At 41.0% G+C, this 17,284-nt stretch carries 14 protein-coding genes and 1 pseudogene; 2 read left to right on the top strand and 13 right to left on the bottom strand.

The features are described from left to right. Positions 1-25: 25 nt before the first annotated feature. Entirely contained in the window at positions 26-2,044 is a 2,019-nt protein-coding gene (locus AAG807_RS05650) for a dihydrofolate reductase (protein ID WP_341901512.1), read from the bottom strand. Positions 2,045-2,209: 165 nt separating this feature from the next. Between AAG807_RS05650 and AAG807_RS05645 the strand changes: the two genes are divergently transcribed. Together AAG807_RS05645 and AAG807_RS05640 are read left to right on the top strand one after the other, a co-directional pair. Further along, a complete protein-coding gene (locus tag AAG807_RS05645; RefSeq protein ID WP_341901511.1) occupies positions 2,210-3,595 on the top strand; it encodes a T9SS type A sorting domain-containing protein in 1,386 nt (461 codons plus the stop codon). Positions 3,596-3,766: 171 nt separating this feature from the next. Next, positions 3,767-4,477 (top strand): GDSL-type esterase/lipase family protein, encoded by a 711-nt coding sequence (locus AAG807_RS05640; protein WP_341901510.1) that lies wholly within the window; start codon positions 3,767-3,769, stop codon positions 4,475-4,477. A 12-nt stretch (positions 4,478-4,489) separates the two neighbouring features. On the opposite strand, the gene AAG807_RS05635 is transcribed toward AAG807_RS05640, so the two are convergent. From AAG807_RS05635 to AAG807_RS05580, 12 genes and pseudogenes are all read right to left on the bottom strand, one after another. After that, complete coding sequence (locus AAG807_RS05635) at positions 4,490-5,086, bottom strand: DUF1684 domain-containing protein (RefSeq protein ID WP_341901509.1); 597 nt, start codon at positions 5,084-5,086, stop codon at positions 4,490-4,492. Then, positions 5,083-5,745, bottom strand: a complete 663-nt coding sequence (locus tag AAG807_RS05630) for a YggS family pyridoxal phosphate-dependent enzyme (protein ID WP_341901508.1) — start codon at positions 5,743-5,745, stop codon at positions 5,083-5,085. Before AAG807_RS05630 ends, AAG807_RS05635 begins: the two co-directional genes overlap by 4 nt. 3 nt (positions 5,746-5,748) lie before the next feature. Next, the gene (locus tag AAG807_RS05625; RefSeq protein WP_341901507.1) at positions 5,749-6,984 is read right to left on the bottom strand and encodes a DUF1015 domain-containing protein; all 1,236 of its coding nucleotides are present in this window, start codon (positions 6,982-6,984) and stop codon (positions 5,749-5,751) included. 12 nt (positions 6,985-6,996) lie between these two features. Then, a complete protein-coding gene (locus tag AAG807_RS05620) occupies positions 6,997-7,965 on the bottom strand; it encodes an NAD(P)-dependent oxidoreductase (RefSeq protein WP_341901506.1) in 969 nt (322 codons plus the stop codon). Positions 7,966-8,076: 111 nt separating this feature from the next. Continuing rightward, the gene (serC, locus tag AAG807_RS05615) at positions 8,077-9,147 is read right to left on the bottom strand and encodes a 3-phosphoserine/phosphohydroxythreonine transaminase (RefSeq protein ID WP_341901505.1); all 1,071 of its coding nucleotides are present in this window, start codon (positions 9,145-9,147) and stop codon (positions 8,077-8,079) included. A 205-nt stretch (positions 9,148-9,352) separates the two neighbouring features. Beyond that, positions 9,353-9,595 (bottom strand): 30S ribosomal protein THX, encoded by a 243-nt coding sequence (locus AAG807_RS05610; RefSeq protein WP_341901504.1) that lies wholly within the window; start codon positions 9,593-9,595, stop codon positions 9,353-9,355. Positions 9,596-9,776: 181 nt separating this feature from the next. Beyond that, positions 9,777-10,445, bottom strand: coding sequence for an RNA methyltransferase (locus tag AAG807_RS05605; protein WP_341901503.1), 669 nt, complete (start codon positions 10,443-10,445; stop codon positions 9,777-9,779). 119 nt (positions 10,446-10,564) lie between these two features. Next, positions 10,565-13,018, bottom strand: a complete 2,454-nt coding sequence (locus AAG807_RS05600; protein ID WP_341901502.1) for an outer membrane beta-barrel family protein — start codon at positions 13,016-13,018, stop codon at positions 10,565-10,567. A 226-nt stretch (positions 13,019-13,244) separates the two neighbouring features. Further along, a pseudogene (locus tag AAG807_RS05595) lies at positions 13,245-13,520 on the bottom strand (HU family DNA-binding protein); the annotation flags it as partial. A 176-nt stretch (positions 13,521-13,696) separates the two neighbouring features. Then, positions 13,697-14,650, bottom strand: coding sequence for a methionyl-tRNA formyltransferase (gene fmt / locus AAG807_RS05590; RefSeq protein WP_341901501.1), 954 nt, complete (start codon positions 14,648-14,650; stop codon positions 13,697-13,699). Further along, positions 14,643-15,980 carry an MATE family efflux transporter gene (locus AAG807_RS05585; RefSeq protein ID WP_341901500.1) on the bottom strand — a complete coding sequence of 446 codons (1,338 nt, stop codon included), beginning with the start codon at positions 15,978-15,980 and terminating at the stop codon, positions 14,643-14,645. The genes fmt and AAG807_RS05585 overlap by 8 nt, the downstream gene beginning before the upstream one ends. Then, positions 15,980-17,149, bottom strand: a complete 1,170-nt coding sequence (locus tag AAG807_RS05580) for a class I SAM-dependent rRNA methyltransferase (protein WP_341901499.1) — start codon at positions 17,147-17,149, stop codon at positions 15,980-15,982. The genes AAG807_RS05585 and AAG807_RS05580 overlap by 1 nt, the downstream gene beginning before the upstream one ends. Positions 17,150-17,284: the final 135 nt, after the last annotated feature.

Genomic DNA, 17,284 nt, shown 5'->3' with positions numbered 1-17,284 from the left:
ATTATTCGATTAGATTTCTTTTCAATCAATACAAAAAGCTATTGTGCTTTCCGTAATACAACATTTGTTCGATAAAGCTTTGTTTGTTTTCCATTTTGATGTCCTTGATTTTTCCTTCATCATCCATGATCGGGACAAAAACCGGGTAAACAAATCCATTGTATGGTGCAATGTTCAAAGGTTTTACGCGTCTCAAGACTTCTGCATGTGTTTTTGGATTCACTTTTACTCCATACATTTCCACCAAATTTTTTCCGGCGTTGTAATCACCTTCCGATTTGATGCGTTGGATTTCTCTCAATAAATCTCCAAATAAGACGCGTAATTTCTTGTAGTCCTTGATATCGTAATAGGTTTTCCCGTTGCGGATGATTTTCTCGATCACTTGTTCTTTCTGACCTTTCTCAAAAACCCATGCACTTACCAATTGACGGTTCTGCATGTGTTCTTCTTCGAGGTTTTGACCTTTTTCAAGACGTTGTAATTGTGTCAGCATCCCGTTTCGGATGTAACCGTCATATTCCGCTTTACCAACTTCCAGGGATTCAATCAAGCCTAAATCGACCATTTTCTGATCCATGATGTAGTATAAACCGACCAAATCTGCTCGTGCTTCTTCCAATGTGGAAGCATAATTCTGAAGTGTTTCTGCTGGTTGACCAACTCCTTTGTTGATTTGTCCACTTGCATGACCTACCACTTCGTGTAAAGCGGTGTGCATTTTACCTGCAATTGCTCCGTATTTGTTTGCGCGATCAATTTCTTCCTGATCGTTCGCAAATTCTTCCACCAATGCCGGTCCGCCAGCTTTGTTGTAAGCTTCGATGATATTTCCCAGGGAAACGGATTTTGAACCGTGTATCTCCCGGATCCAGTTATTGTTCGGCAAATTAACACCAATTGGAGTGGAAGGTGCAGCGTCTCCGGATTCACTGGCAACTTCAACTACTTTATAGGATACACCGACTACTTTCTTTTTCTTGTGCTCAGGCATCAATGGAGAATTATCCTCGAACCACTGTGCATTTTTCGCAACAAGAGACATGCGTTTGGAAGCTTCGAAATCGTTGATCTGAACCACTGATTCATAATTGGCACGTTTTCCTAAAGCATCGCCATAAGTTTCAATGAATCCGTTGATGTAATCGATATCTCCTTTAGTTGCTGTTGCCCAAAGTACATTGTACTCATCCCATTTTTTCAGACTTCCTGTTTTATAATAGTCGATCAGCGCTTTCAAGGCCTGAGCTTGTTGTTCGTTTTCAGCAACTTTCACGGCTTTTCTCAACCAGAAGATGATTTGATCAATTGCCAAACCATATTTTCCTTTGCTTTTCCAAACTTCTTCCACCAATTTTCCTTTTTTAAGGACCAATGTGGAGTTCAGACCCCATTCAACCGGTGTGGTATCGTTTAAGTCCTGCTTAGCGGAATAATAATCTTCCACCATTTTTTGTGTCACACCTTTTCCGTAAAAATTATTGGCAGAAGCAACGATCATATCTACATTGGAATCTTTTACTTTCCGTTTCTTTTCCAGATTCGGGTCGAAAATCGCATCCAATGCCTCCGGACTTAGGTTGTGCTCCACCGATTTCATCAGCTTGTCAAAATAAGCAGGACTGAATTTGGGTTTGATCTTGTCCATGCTGTAGTGGTGATGAATTCCATTGGAGAAAAATACCTGTTTACTCCATTCATCAAATTTCTTCCATTCAGAAGTCGTCTTGTCTCCGGTATATTTCTCATGGATCGCTTCCAGCGCCCTGCGAATTTCCAGGTTGAAGCGGTTGTTTTGGTCGTAATTGATATCCCTTCCGGCCAAACCTGCCTGAGAAAGATAATAAACCAATTCTTTTTGCTTGATGGATAGTTTGTTCCAGCTAGGAACTTCAAAACGAAGGATTTGAACATCAGCGAACCGTTCGACAGTTGTTTCCATAGCTTTTGAATTTTCGTCGTTTTCACCGGTTTCCGCGTTGTCTCCACATGCCGCTGACAGGGCTAAAAGAGAGGAGAAGGCGAGTATATTTTGTATTTTCATATCATTCTGTTATCTAGCTTGAAGTTAGCCAATTATTTTGGAATAGGATAATTTGGAGAAATCTAAAAAACAGAATTACCACTTAAATGTAAAATATTTCGCTTGTCATATTATTAATATCACTAAATGATAAAATAATAACATTTAACGTTTAAAATAAAACACATGAAAACTACTTTACTACTACTTTTTGTGTTCATGCTGAATTATGGATTCTCTCAACCTTTTCAGATCGGACATAAAACAATTACATTCAATGATCCGGGAAGAACCGGAGGATTCGGTTCAGGCGGAGGTGCCGGACGACAAATCCAATGCGAAATCTATTATCCTTCCGCTACAGCCGGAAATGACGTGACGATTTCTTCCGGACAATTCCCCTTTGCAGTTTTCGGGCATGGGTTCGTAATGACATGGGATTCGTATCAGAATTTTATTGATCATTATGTTCCACTTGGTTATGTACTGGTGTTTCCGCGAACAGAAGGCGGATTTTCACCTGTTCATCAGGACTTTGCTTTGGATCTGTTAGTTGCAGGAACAAGAATGGAGGCTCTTCATTCGGATGTTTCTTCTTTTTTCTATCAGGCATGGAATGGAAAGAAAGCGGTGATGGGGCATTCCATGGGAGGTGGATCTTCTTTCCTGGCGGCGGCTCAGAATACGGCAAATTTCGACATTCTGGTAGGATTTGCTCCGGCAGAAACAACTCCGTCTGCGATCGATGTGAGTTCAACTATTTCAATTCCAACCTTGGTTTTTTCAGGAACGGAAGACGCTGTAACAACTCCTGTAAGTAATCACAAACCTATGTATGATAGCGTTTCGAATGTGTGCAAACATTTTATTTCAATCACCGGTGGCGCACATTGCTATTTTGCCAATTCCAGCACTACTTGTGATTTCGGTGAATCAGCTTCCGGAGGAAATATCAGCATTACACGACCTGTTCAGCATGATATCACATTTGATGCTTTGGATCCGTATTTGAAGTTTTACCTGATGAAAGATTGTCTGAGCTGGCCTGTATTTACCACTCAACGGGATACGGATACGCGCATTCAATCCTTATCTTCCTGTTCGTATTCCTTACCTTCAAATCCAACGATTACACAGAATGGTTCTGTTTTAAGTATTCCATCTACGGCTTTAACTATTTCCTGGTATTTGAATGGAGTAGTTTTGAATGGGGAACAATCAAACTCCATTGATACGCAACAATACGGAAATGGAACCTATGAAGTGCGGGTTTCCGACGCTTCCGTATGCTATGGAAGTACTAGCCAGGTTATCACAAACGGAACGAATGGATTGAATGAATCGGTTGAAACGCTGTTTACCGTTTATCCGAATCCTACCAATGGACTGGTGACGATCCAAACAACTTCTTTGAATCCGCAGGCTTTTGAATTGTCGGATATCGGAGGAAGAATCATCAACCGATTTGAAGTGCAGCTGAAATCGCAGATTTCTATTGAAAACCTAAAAAGCGGAACTTATTTTATCCGATCAGTGGATTCAAACCAACTCTTCAGGATCATAAAAAACTAGGGGTATTCCAAAATCATCCTGAGGCTGCTTTCGTTTTTCCGGGAGCAGCCTTTTGTTCTTTAAGAAAAGACAGATGAAGCGCCTGAATGACTTTTTCCCTGATCAATAGGGGAAATAGTGAGAAGTTGGTTAATTTAGTGTTCCTGTAAATCGGGATCAATTCGATGATGAATGATTAAGACAATCTGCTCGTGTTTCAAAGGAATGTCAGTCGGAAGGCTGATTATGGGGATTTGTCTGATCGTTATTTTTACTTCGTGTGAGCAAAAAAGAAAAGTACCCATTGCCGATTTGAGGATTGTGATGCTTGGAGACAGTGAAACAAGAAGGATCAATCATTATTGGGGTGCAGATACGAATTGGAATACGCTCACCGGTTACAAGCATATCTTCAATTTGGGATTCGATGGCTATAAAACCAAGGAAATCCTTCATTATGAATTGGATACCGTGGCTCCGCTTTATTTGGCCTTGAACAAAAAACCGCATGTCATTTTCCTGATGATCGGAATAAATGATATCAGCCAGTCAACACCGTTAGCTGAAACGCTTTCCAATGTCCGGATCATGATTGATACGATTCAAAAACACCAGATAGACCTGGTGATTCAATCGGTTATTCCGACCACGGATTCGTATGATGTTCAATATGGAGGGTTCCCTGAAAACGGGGTTATTGCAAAACGGGTCAAGGAAATGAATGATAGCTTGAAGCGCATCTGTATTTCCAGGAAGATTCCTTTTTTAAATGTCCAATCCCGGATGTTGGTTTCCAACACGTATCTAAATGATGCCTTATCGGTAGATGGAATTCATTTGAACTACAAAGGCTATGTGATCTGGAAAGATTGCCTGAAAAAGTATATCAGTACCCATTACTGAAAAATGCTTGGTTTAATCATGTGACACATAACACTCACCGGCAGGAATCGCAACCGGAATTCGGTTTTCAGCCGGAACAATGGGGCAGGAGTAGCGATCGGAATAGGCGCAATAGGGATGATAAGATTTGTTGAAATCCAATTTTACCTTTTTCGTCTTTTTACCGAAGTAGCAATCCAGGTATTTCCCTGCTCCATAGGTGTAAATGCCGGTAGTGGCATCTTTAAACGGAACGAAGTAATAATTTTTGTATTCTTTTTGTCCAGCCAGATCGAGGTTCTTGTAAACATTCAATTTGCAGATGGTATCATTCACCTTAAAAGTCAAATAGCCCATTTTCCGATAGTAAACAGTCCGTTCTTTCGACATCGGCATTACGAAGGCATCTCCAACTTCCTTCACAAAATCGGCTTCAATGATGAATGATGTATTGATCGGGAAATAACAGATTTCGGGATGGATCTTTCGTTCTTCCTCATTTAGTATTTTTGAAAGAAACTCTTTATCATGTTGTTCACGCTCATGAGTTAAACTATCTGTATAGGTCTTTTGAGCGAATGAAGTTCCGACCAAAAGGATACTTGTAAGTAAGATCAAATAGTTTTTCATCTGCTGCCGAATAATGAGCTTCCAACACGGATCATCGTGCTTCCTTCTTCAATTGCTAATTGGTAGTCTCCGCTCATTCCCATTGAAATGACTTTGAAATCCGGATTGTATTTGAAATAATTGCTTTTCAGGATAGCGAAATAGTTGTGCAGGTGCCTGAATTCATCGCGAACCTGTTCTTCATTGTCCACAAAACTGGCCATCCCCATCAATCCAACTATGGAAATGTGGTCCATTTCAACAAACTCCCTGCTTTGCAGGATTTCTTCCGCTTCTTCAAACGAAAGACCGAACTTTGTCTCTTCCTGTGCAATGTGGAATTGAAGCAAACACGGAATTACCCGGTTATTCTTTTCACCTTGCTTATTGATTTCCTGGAGTAATTTAAAACTATCCACCGAATGGATCAGGGAAACAAAAGGAGCAATGTATTTTACCTTGTTACTTTGCAAATGACCAATCAAATGCCATTCAATATCTTTGGGAAGCACTTCCCATTTATCCACCAGTTCCTGTACCTTGTTCTCTCCGAAAACACGTTGACCGGCATCATAAGCTTCTTGTACAAGTGATGCAGGTTTTGTTTTTGAAACGGCTACTAAAACCACTTCTTCTGGCAATTCCTGTTTTAATTCGGATAATCGATCTGCTAAAGACATGTTCTATTCGTTGATATTGTAGATGGTCAATCCACTGCGCATTTTAGGTTCGACCCACGTAGATTTCGGAGGCATGATCCCGCCTTGATCCGCCACTTCCTTCACTTCATTGATGGAAGCAGGATAAAGTAAGAAGCCTACTTTAAAATCATCTTTTTTTACCAGGTCCACCACCTTTTTCAATTCCTTTGTTCCGGGGATGAAATCGATGTCCCTGCTTGTTTTCAGGTCTTCTATTCCTAAAATAGGAGTCAGAATATAATCCGTAAGGATTTGAGCGTCTAATTGTTTCACTACATCTTTTTCTGATGCAATGTCTTTTTTCGGCTTGAAAGAATAAGCTTCTCGTCCGAGTAAGCAAACTAGTTCATGACGTTGAATTGGTCGGCGTGCTTTTTTGAGTGTTTCAATTTCAAAATGAGCTTCGCAGGCTTTCAGAAAACTCTTCGGAGTCAATCCGTTCAGGTGTTTCACCAAACGCTGGAATTCCAGGATTTCCAATTTCTGTTCATCGATCAGATAAGCCAGAAAGAAATCCTGATTCGGAAATTGGGCTTGTCCGTTCTTGATGATCGTATCTTTCAATCGGGCAGAGGAAGCAGAACGATGATGGCCATCGGCGATATACAATTCGTTCAGATCCGCATAAATGGAAATCAGTTTCGAATCTTTATCTGCGTCGATCACCCATAGTTCATGTTTGATCTTATCTGTCGTTGAAAACTCGTATTCAGGTCTTGATTTGGTAACCTTGTCAAAATACTTATCCAGTTCAGGTAAATGTTTGTGAGCCAGGAGAACCGGTTCCGCATTAAATCCGGTAATATTCAGGTAATTTGTAAACATGGATTCACGCGAAGTGATAGTTGCCTCATGTTTTTTGATCAAATTATTCCGGTATTCCTCTATGCTGACTCCGGCAATGACACCCGTAAATTGATGTGTTCCTTTTGTCTGTCTGTAAATGTAGAATGATTCTTCGGTATCCTGGATCAGAATCCCCTGATCGATGAACGAGTCATAGCGGGTTTTCACTGCTTCAAAACGCTCCACGGAATTTGCTTTCGAATGGTGTTCCTTATCGCCTTCCGGGTGAATGATATGCAGGAATGTATAAGGATTTTCATCCAACTTTGCACGTAAAATATGCTTGCGATAAGCTGCTAAAGGTCTCGTTGATACCAGCTGAGCTTTATCTCTTGTTGGACGAATTGCCTTAAAAGGGTGTATTACAGACATTTATTCAAATGACTAAGCAGGAACTTGCACTCCAAATTGTTTAACAATTAAATCTGCCAACTCCAGACCGATCCGATCTTGAGCTTCGTTTGTTGCAGCTCCGATATGTGGTGTCGTTCCGATCTTTTCGTTATTCAATAGATCTGCTCTTGGATTCGGTTCGTTTTCAAAAACATCCAATCCAGCATAAGCAACTTTACCTTCTGCAATTGCTTCCAATAATGCAGATTCATCGACCACTCCGCCACGCGCAGCATTCACCAATACAACACCTTTTTTCATGATGTCGAACTCCGCTTTTTTGATCACAGCAGACCCATCGTCCTGTTTCGGAATATGAAGCGAGATGAAATCGGCTTCTTTCAAAGCACCATTCAAATCACTTGTGGATTCGATCGAAACCTTTATTTCACCCAATCCTTGAATTTCACCCAGGGAAATCTCTGTGTTGATCTCGTGATTATTTACAGCAATGACTTTCATCCCGCAACCCAAGGCATAGCTTGCTAAAGATTGTCCGATTCTACCGAAACCGATGATAGCAATGGTTTTTCCACGTAATTCAATTCCTTTTCCGTATTTCTTTTTCAATGCAGAGAAATCACCCGTTTCCATTTTCTTGAATGAATCGTGTAATGAGCGCGCTCCGGCAAATAAATGTCCCATCACCAATTCCGCAACGGATTGGGAGGAGGATGCCGGTGTATTGATTACGATCAGGCCTTTTTCACGGGCGTAAGTCACATCGATGTTATCCATTCCAACGCCACCTCTTCCAAGCAATTTCAATCCCGGACAAGCATCAATAACTACCTGTCTGATAGTTGTAGCGCTTCTTACAAGGATCATCTCGATGTTATTTGCATTCACATAGTTGATCAGGTTATCCTGGTCTACCTTATCCGTAATTACCGTGAAACCGGCTTTCTCAAGAGCAACTTTTCCTTCGTTGGAAATTCCGTCGTTTGCTAATATTTTCATGTGCTTTTTTTCATTTTGTCCTAAATCCGAAGATTTATTCAATAGTTCTATATCCCTCGGCTTTTCCGTCTCTTGACGGAGCCATCGGTCTTCGCCAGCTATCGCTGGCTCTTATCCGTGTTTTTTAGAGAAATCGTTCATCACATCCACCAAAACCTGAACACTGTCCAATTCAAGTGCATTGTACATAGAAGCCCGGTATCCACCAACACTTCGGTGTCCGTTCAAGCCGATAATTCCGGCTGCTTTCCAGGCTGCGTCGAATTCATCTTTCAAGGCATCATTGGTTAACAGGAAGTTGACATTCATTTCGGAACGGTCTTCAATAGCTGCAGTTCCCTGGAACAATGGGTTGGTGTCGATTTCGGAGTAAAGCATTTTTGCTTTCGCCTGGTTTTTCAATGCCATTTTAGGAACACCTCCATTCGCCATCAGATCTTGCAAATTCAACATGGCAACATAAACTGAAAACACAGGAGGAGTATTGTACATGGAATCCTTTTCTGCATGTACTTTCAAATCCAGGTAACTTGGCATGAATTGAGAAGTGGATTTTCCAAGAACGTCCTTCTTTACAATGTATAAAGTAGCTCCGGCTGGTCCCAGGTTCTTTTGAGCTCCGGCATAAATCAAATCAAAATCTGAAACATTGATTTCCTTAGAGAAAATATCCGATGACATATCACAAACCAATGGCAGATCCGTTTTAGGGAAATCCTTGAACTGAGTACCGAAAATCGTATTGTTTGAAGTGAAGTGGATATAATCAGCATCCGTCGGAACCACCAGGTTTTTTGGAATGTAGCTGAAGTTCTTGTCTTCAGAAGAAGCGAATACATTGACATCAACTCCCACTTTCTTAGCTTCCTTGATTGCACCTGAAGCCCATGTTCCGGTATTGATATATCCTGCTTTCTTTGTCGAACGCATCATGTTCAAAGCTGCAATCGTAAATCCAAGTGTAGCTCCACCTTGCAGATAAAGCACTTCATACTCGTCTGAAATATTCAAAGCTTTTTTTACTAACTCGCGAGCCTCGTGCATCACAGCTTCATAATCTTTGCTTCTATGTGAAACTTCCAGAATGGATAATCCATTAAAATCCAGTACAGCATCTGAAGCTTTTTTAAATACGTCTTGCGGAAGAATACATGGTCCTGCGCCAAAGTTGTGTTTTTTCATTTGTCCGTTTTTGGTTCATTGTTTTGTTTGCTCGCCATTATCAGCTTGAAAGCTGATTTATCGAAAGCAGTGCTTTCTCTTTTCGGAAGAGTACAAATTTCGAGAATTTTGAACGAAAAGAGAAGCGTTTTACATTAAAATATTTCACAAAAAAAGCCCCGCCAAGTGGCAGAGCTTTTAATATGTTGAAGGATTATTCATTCGATTATTCTTCAGTTTTTTTCGCTGGTTTTGCAGCCGGTTTTTTCTCAGCTACAGGTTTTTTCTCAGCTGCAGGTTTTGTTGCAGTTTTAGTAGCCGGTTTCTTAGCCGCCACTTTTTTCTCAGCGCTTACTTCTTTCTTAGCTGCATCGGGCTTAACTGTCGCAGTTGTTTTTCTTTTACGAGTATTACCATAGGATCCGTTTGTACGTTTTCCTTTTGCAGTCTTGATATCACCTTTTCCCATATTAGTTTTCTGTTTTTTTAAGTTCGAAAAGTGATACAAATATAACGTTCTCTTTGAGTTAACGGGTAAAAAAGTTCAAAATGTTCACACTTCGACTTCACTCAGTGTGCTCAAATAAGAAAAACGTTATTGAAACAATAATTTAAAAGGTAATTGAAATTGAGTGCAGTCGAAATTCCTTTTAACGCTCTAAACGCTTTTCGAGTTCTCTCCTTACCACATCGCCATTTCGCATATAACGCTGACACCATTTCAATTTGACGTCTACCTGATCGGCTTCACTGAGCTTCCAATCGATATCCGATTCTATCAGTCGTTGTCTTAGAGCTTGCAGGGTAAGTGCTACCGAAACGGAAACATTGAAGCTTTCCGTAAATCCAACCATGGGGATAGAAACCTGGTAATCTGCTATTTCACGGATCTCGTCTGAGATTCCTTCCCATTCCGTTCCGAATGAAAGTGCGATAGGCTGATCCAATGGCAAGTCGAAGATCGAATGCTCCGCATCAGGAGTGAGCGCCGCAATTTTATATCCTTGAGATTTCAACTTAGTAACCGCATCTAAGAGTGGGGAAGTGCCTTCATTGTAATTAAACAAATCAACCCATCTTCCTGCACCACGGGCAATATCACGTTGCACCTTATATTTATTCTTGCTTTCAACCACATGCAATTCCTGAATACCAAAGCAGTCGCAGCTCCGAATAACGGCACTTGCATTGTGTTCCTGGAAAATCTCTTCCAATAAAACCGTCAAATGGCGTGTGCGTTTTGAAGCAACTTCGTCAAATAGCTGACCTTTCACTTCAGGGATCAATTCGTAAAATGCTTGAAGCAATTCATTTTTCATTTTGCAAAACTAGCGATTTATTTCCCACGGACGAGCGCAGAGGAACACAGAAGACAATAAGGATTTAATAATTAAAAAATTTGAATCAAATAAACTTCTGGGCACTTCCGTGGGATAGATTAGTGGTCCACCCGCTGTTTCTCCGAATCCGATGAACCTGACTCACGTGCATTCAAAGCCTTTCCTTTGCTGAAACGGTAAGAGAAACCAATAGTAAGCACACGTGTATCCAGTTTACTCAACCAATTTGCTTCCGAATTTGCGATGTTCCGAATATCCCCACCAGGCTTGTTCGAGTGAAAAACGTCTGAAAGACTCAATTTGATCGAACCCTTTTCTTTTAGAATCTTATATGCCAGACCTACTCTCATTTGAGTAATAGGAATAGTCAGGAACTGACCGGATAAGATGCGTGTCTGATAAGATCCGGCAAGATCGGCTGTGAATTTCGGAGTGATTTGGAATTTGAAAGCCGGTCCGACATACCAATACCAGCGGTTTTCCACCAAGGGCTGATTGTAAATGGAAGTGTTGTAGCCGATATTCTTCATCTCCGAATAGTATTGTACGTTCCACCATTTGGTTATACTGAACTCACCGCTAACACTGATGCCATAGGCAGTTTGATTTCCGTAATTACCGGGTCTGCTGTAGTAGATATTGTTCACCTGTTCATTTGTCTCATTGATCAGGTTATGGACCAGGCTGTAATCTACAGTAACAGAGAATGCGTTTTTGTAGCTGTAGGTCAGTTCGAAATTATAGGAAAAGGTTGGTTTTAGAAACGGATTCCCTGCGTAATAGGTGTAGGCATCCATCGGGTAGGTGAAGGGATTCATATCCTGATAATTGGGATAATCAATTCGCCTGCCGAAAGACAAGCCGATTTGGTGGTATTTCGAACTATCGGGAGTATAGGAGAAATAAGCGGTTGGAAACAAACTGTTGTACATCCGTGAAAAACTAGAATCACTTACCAATGGATTTCCCAATTGATTTCCCTGCATGCGGATACTTTCGAAGCGCAGACCCAGCTGGAATGCAAATTTCCCTATTTCCTGAGCGTAATTTGCATAAGCTGCATTGTTGTTTTCCTTGTAGAGAAACCGGTTTGAAAAAGTATAATTCGGAACAAGGGAAGTGCCTACCACATCATAAAAGTCGGCTGTGTTATCCGTGCTTACAAAAGCGGTTTTTACTCCAAATTCTAGTCTGCCGTTGTTTTTGAATGGGTTGACGTAATCTATTTTGGCCGTTTTGATATCGATGTCTGCAGGTAGTGAAGATTCCAGATTCAAGGAATTTATAATTGTCCCGTCATTCGCACGGGTTGTATTCTCCAATGTCTGATCGTGCTCCGATTTGTAGCGAATGTAATCCGCATTGATGCTCAGCTCTTTTCCCAAACTATCAATCTTCAAAGTGTAATTGATGTTTGCACTTCCATTGTACCAAAGATTTCTGGACTTACTGTAAGCTGAAACCACGGCTGCAATCGAACTGTCGGCAGCAAGAATATTTGCAGAGTTGTTGTTTGTTGTTAACGATGGATCATGAGAACCCGAGAACACGACACCAATCGTTGACTTTTTACTCACATACCAATCCATTCCGATTTTCCCTGTTTTCCCACCGAACTGTCTCTTGATATAGGAGTTCTGCAAAAAGGCGGAGCTAAATTGACCGCCGGGAGTGTAATAGTACCGATTGATATCCAGGTCCTGGTAAGAATTATTCTGGCTTACACCAAGGGTAGTGAACAAATTGATTTTATTCACACGGTAGTTGAAAGTAAAACTGTTATTGGTCCGCATGTATCGTCCTTGACCATAACTCAGGGTGATTCCGCCGTTAAATCCTTTTTCCTTGAGCTTTTTCAGGATGATATTGATGATCCCCGCATTTCCTGATGCGTCGTATCTTGCGGGAGGATTGGTCATGATCTCTATGGAAGCAACCGAATTGGAAGGTAAGGAACGTAAATAACCGGCTAAGTCCTCCTGGGACATATAGGTAGGTTTGTTGTCAATGAATACCTGAACTCCGGATTTTCCCTTCAGTGAAATATTTCCGTTGAAATCGACGATGATTCCGGGTGCTTTTTCCAATAATTCAAGAGCTGTTGTTCCGGTGCTCCCAACCAATGCATCCGGATTTACAATCACCCGATCAATTTTCCGTTCGATGAAAGGCTTCTTGACCGTAATCACAACATCTTGCAATTGTGTTGAAGCTGCTTTTAAAGTGATTAGAGGTAATTGAATTTGAGAAGAATCAGAAGCCACTTCAAAGGGCTGACTAACAAATTTCAGATAATCCAATTGATCGATGATAATCAGGAAAGAACCTGTTTTGGTTATTTCAATCTCGAAATTCCCCAAAGAATCACAGATGGCGGCTTTTACCAATGTGGAGTCGGCTGAATTACATAAACGTACAACCGGAAGTATTTCCGGGGTTCCACCTGCTACTTTTCCTGTTATTGTTGCATGTTGAGCTGAAACAAATTGAAGAGATTGAATAAGGAAAAAAGTGAAAAAGAGAATAACGTAGTTAAAGTTTTTGTTGGTCATCGGGTTTTAAAAATAGAACTGTAGCACAAAGATGTTCTATTTGGGGAAAGGTTGCGTGTAAAAAAGGGATAATTTATGTAAATGAGCTTATTCACATGTTGAGCGGTAATCGAAATTGACTGGAAGATGAAAAATGGGGTTCGGTAGGGCGTAACAGGAATTATGGGAACAAAAAAAATCCCTCCGTCGGTTGACGAAAGGATCTTTTCTCTAAAGAATATCGTTCTTAGTTAACTGCGGTAGATAACTCAGCACCAGCTTTGAAACGTACTACGTTCTTAGCTGCGATTTTGATTTCTTTTCCAGTTTGTGGGTTACGACCAGTTCTAGCTTCACGCTTAGAAACTGAGAAAGAACCGAATCCTACTAAAGAAATACGGTCTCCTTTTTTCAATGCTCCAGCTGTAGCACCTACAAATGCATCCAATGCTTTTTTTGCATCAGCTTTAGATAATCCTGCTTCAGAAGCAATCGCATCAATTAATTCTGCTTTGTTCATAGTTTGGTTTTTTTTGAATGATTTCTAATAATTAACACAACAAAAATATAGGAATAAGCTTCTCTACCAAGGCCAAACACTAAAAAGCGCCGATTTTGTTGATAAATAAACGTATTTGTTGATAAACCTCCCTGTTTTAGGGGGCTTTCCGACTAATTTGTGGTTTTCTTCGATAAAAATTAGTTGAAAATAATGGACCAATCGGATGAACTATTCCCCACCAACCACTCTTTTGCCGTCATTTTTTTCTTTCCTTCCACTTGGAATTCGACAATTTCGACTTGTTTTTCATTCGTATCCACAAATAATTGGGTCTTTGTAGAAGATAACTGAAGCGATCCGGAACCGGTTTGATCACTTATCAGTGTTTTGAAAACCTTTACATTTTTCAATTCTCCTTTTGAATTCTTCCAGGTAGTCCAAGCCGCAGGATAGGGATTCAATCCCCGGATCAGGTTATGAATAGTTTCCGGGTTTTTATTCCAGTCAATTTGCGTATTCTCTTTAAATAGTTTGGGTGCGGGTCTCATGGAAGTTCCCAATTCTGTTTGAGGAATCGGATTCACCTCGTTGTTTGCAATCCATTGAAGTGTCTCAACTACTAAATCACCACCAACCTGAATCATCCGGTCATGCAATTCTCCGGCACTTTCATTTTCCGCAATGGACATTTCAGTTTGACCGATCACATTGCCGGTGTCGATCGCTTCATCAATAAAGAACGTGCTGACTCCTGTTTTTCGGTCACCGTTTATAATAGACCAATTAATCGGGGCGGCTCCACGATAGTCGGGTAGAAGGGAAGCATGGAGGTTAAATGTTCCTTTTTTGGGCATCTTCCAGACTTCAGCAGGAAGCATACGAAATGCAACCACTACAAAAACATCCGCTTGAAGTGCTTCCAGATCACTCAAAAAATCCGAATCCTTCAGTTTTAATGGTTGCAATACCGGAATGTTGTTTTCCAAGGCAAATTGCTTCACCGGGCTTTCATGCATCACCTGACCTCTGCCTGCGGGTTTATCCGCAACTGTGACAATGCCGACCAAATTCATTCCTGCTTCTTTGATTGCTTGAAGAATTCCAACTGAAAAATGGGGGGTCCCCATAAAAACAATGCGTAAACTATCCATATTCTATTTTTTCCTTTGTTCTATTGATCCATTTCAAATAGCTGAATGAGCCTAATCCCATCGTGATGAAATAGACATATTCGACCAGCCAGACCCATTGGATGGGCCAATTCCATACTTTAATGAAAAGATAAGCAGAAATGATGTATAAGCTTGTCGACAAACATTCCACTAAAAAAGTGATTCGTGTTTTTCCAATTCCGCTGATGGTTTGAAAATAAACACTTCCGATACCGTAAATCAAGATGGAGCCACTTACAATCCGGAGTATCTGTGCACTCTTTCTTACATGTTCTGCTTGATCCGAAACCAAACGGATCAATGCTTCCGGATAAAGAATTGCTCCGTGAAAGGTCAGGATCAGAAAACTGACCGTTAAAAGCTGCATTCTTCGCTGGATGACAGGAAGCTGATCAAACTGTTTTGCTCCGTAGTATTGTGCGATGTATGTTTTTGTTGCGGCGGCAAATCCCCAGATTGGGATGAAGGCCAGGAAGTAGATGTACCGGATATTCAATGAAACCGTCAGATTGTCTCCTCCCATCTGTTCGATCCAGATGAAAAAGATGGTCCAGATAGAAAGTGCTACCATTCCCTGAAATAGAAGAGGTACTCCAATGATCAGGTTTTCTTTCAATTGCAACTTGCTGATCAGACTTTCTTTCCAGATCGGATATTGTTTTCTCAGTTTTCCACCTATTAACGTGGATAAGAGGAATAGCATGGCTAAAAATTCTGCCGCAGTGGAAGCAATTGCTGCGCCTTCCAATCCCAATCTCGGAAAAGGACCGATTCCAAAAACCAAAAAATAATCCAGAATGATATTGGAAACAGCGGTTATCAAGGATGCAATCAGTACCAAGGTCGTTTTTCCTACAGCCAGGTAAGATGCCTGAATACTGATAGTGATGGTCGCGGCCCAAAAGGAATAACTCCTGATTTCGAGAAACGACTGTTCCGCTTGCGCCAATTCGCGATTTGTCACCAGGTATCCCATAAGTGAAGGCATGCAAAGCTGAACCAAAATAGTCAGTATGGCAGCAGCGACGAGTAAGATGAGAAAGTTTGATTGAAATACGGCAACAAATCCTTTCGTGTTCTTTTCCCCGACTTTCTGAGCCATGCCAATTTGAGCACCATCACCAAGCCCGATGAAAACCATGTACATGGTAATATACCACAAACCAGCACTTCCCGAAGCATCATAGGCCAATTTACTGAATCGGCTTAGGAAAGCGGCATCAGTAATGGAAATAACGGATTGAATGAATCCGCTTAACATCATGGGCAGAGCAACCGTAAGAATGCTCTTGTATCGAATATCTAACATTAAATGATCTGTAAAAGCAATCCTTTTAGGTATTCTCCTTCCGGATGAAAAGCATTAATGGGATGATCTGCAGGTTGGTGCAATTGCTCAAGGATCTTTACCGTTCTTCCGGATTCAATCGCTGCAGCAATAATGGTATTGGTGAATAATTGTTTGTCCACAACCTGGGAACAGCTGTAAGTCATCAATAAACCTCCCGGACGGATATGTTGAATAGCCATCGAGTTTAATCTTTTGTACCCTTGAACTGCCTGATGTCTCTTGTCACGGTGTTTCGCAAATGCAGGTGGGTCCAAAATGATAATATCGTATTCCTCTCCGGTTTCACGGATGAAGTTCATCGCATCTGCAACAATCGACTGGTGATTTTTGAACTCGTTCAATTCAATATTCGCATCAGTGAGTTCGATTGCTTTTTTGGAGCTGTCCAATGAATGGACTTCTTTCGCGCCTTCCTTCAATGCAGCCAAACTGAATCCACCGGAATAGCAAAAGGTGTTCAGGATCTTCGCTCCTGCAGCATACTTTGCTAATAGAGCCCTGTTTTCCCGTTGATCAATGAAGAAACCTGTTTTCTGACCCGTAATCCAATCCAATTGGTATTTCACTCCATTCTCCAATGCGATATGTGGAGTTTCGCACGTCCCGTATAAATATCCGTCTTCGATTGGAATTCTTCCGGGAAGAGTTTCCTTGGATTTATTGTAAACTGCCTTCAGATCGTCTCCTAAGGCATGAACCAATGCATTCTTGATCAGGTCGATTTGCAAGTACATTCCCAAGCTGTGACATTGGATAACTGCAACACCGCCATAATAATCAATTACCAATCCGGGTAATTCATCTCCTTCACCATGAACCAATCGGCAAATCGAATTGTCTTCTCTGAAAAGGTGAAGCTTCTTGCGCAGATCAACTGCATCTGAAATGCGTTTATTGAAAAATGCCTGGTCGATCTGGTCATTGTTGAAAGTCAGGATGCGAACCGCAATTGAACCATGTTGGAAATGTCCTTTCGCAATTTCGTTGTTCCGTGAGTCCAAAACAGTCACTACTTCACCATCTTCAATCGTTTTCGGCATCTCTTTCAAGGCACCGGAAAAGATCCATGGATGTCTTCTTTCCATAGATTGTGTTTTGTGTGGAAGTAATTGAACGTTGGGATACATATCACGAATTTTGTGCAAAGATAGCTTATTAATTACGAATGCCGAATGCCCAATTACGAATTGAAAGTGTGTTTGGACTCGACAAGTTAGCCGTCCAGAATTAGAACCTGTATTTTAAAAGGGGGTTGAAAAATA

Source organism: Fluviicola taffensis DSM 16823 (assembly GCF_943372375.1).
Lineage (GTDB): Bacteria > Bacteroidota > Bacteroidia > Flavobacteriales_D > Crocinitomicaceae > Fluviicola > Fluviicola taffensis_A.
This window is presented reverse-complemented; position numbering and strand designations above follow the sequence as displayed.

What these genes read in the sequence shown, in the direction of transcription:
- AAG807_RS05650 (WP_341901512.1), bottom strand. Translation starts at nt 2,044, where the DNA reads ATGAAAATACAAAATATACTCGCCTTCTCCTCTCTTTTAGCCCTGTCA.
- AAG807_RS05645 (WP_341901511.1), top strand. Translation starts at nt 2,210, where the DNA reads ATGAAAACTACTTTACTACTACTTTTTGTGTTCATGCTGAATTATGGA.
- AAG807_RS05640 (WP_341901510.1), top strand. Translation starts at nt 3,767, where the DNA reads ATGATTAAGACAATCTGCTCGTGTTTCAAAGGAATGTCAGTCGGAAGG.
- AAG807_RS05635 (WP_341901509.1), bottom strand. Translation starts at nt 5,086, where the DNA reads ATGAAAAACTATTTGATCTTACTTACAAGTATCCTTTTGGTCGGAACT.
- AAG807_RS05630 (WP_341901508.1), bottom strand. Translation starts at nt 5,745, where the DNA reads ATGTCTTTAGCAGATCGATTATCCGAATTAAAACAGGAATTGCCAGAA.
- AAG807_RS05625 (WP_341901507.1), bottom strand. Translation starts at nt 6,984, where the DNA reads ATGTCTGTAATACACCCTTTTAAGGCAATTCGTCCAACAAGAGATAAA.
- AAG807_RS05620 (WP_341901506.1), bottom strand. Translation starts at nt 7,965, where the DNA reads ATGAAAATATTAGCAAACGACGGAATTTCCAACGAAGGAAAAGTTGCT.
- serC (WP_341901505.1), bottom strand. Translation starts at nt 9,147, where the DNA reads ATGAAAAAACACAACTTTGGCGCAGGACCATGTATTCTTCCGCAAGAC.
- AAG807_RS05610 (WP_341901504.1), bottom strand. Translation starts at nt 9,595, where the DNA reads ATGGGAAAAGGTGATATCAAGACTGCAAAAGGAAAACGTACAAACGGA.
- AAG807_RS05605 (WP_341901503.1), bottom strand. Translation starts at nt 10,445, where the DNA reads ATGAAAAATGAATTGCTTCAAGCATTTTACGAATTGATCCCTGAAGTG.
- AAG807_RS05600 (WP_341901502.1), bottom strand. Translation starts at nt 13,018, where the DNA reads ATGACCAACAAAAACTTTAACTACGTTATTCTCTTTTTCACTTTTTTC.
- fmt (WP_341901501.1), bottom strand. Translation starts at nt 14,650, where the DNA reads ATGGATAGTTTACGCATTGTTTTTATGGGGACCCCCCATTTTTCAGTT.
- AAG807_RS05585 (WP_341901500.1), bottom strand. Translation starts at nt 15,980, where the DNA reads ATGTTAGATATTCGATACAAGAGCATTCTTACGGTTGCTCTGCCCATG.
- AAG807_RS05580 (WP_341901499.1), bottom strand. Translation starts at nt 17,149, where the DNA reads ATGTATCCCAACGTTCAATTACTTCCACACAAAACACAATCTATGGAA.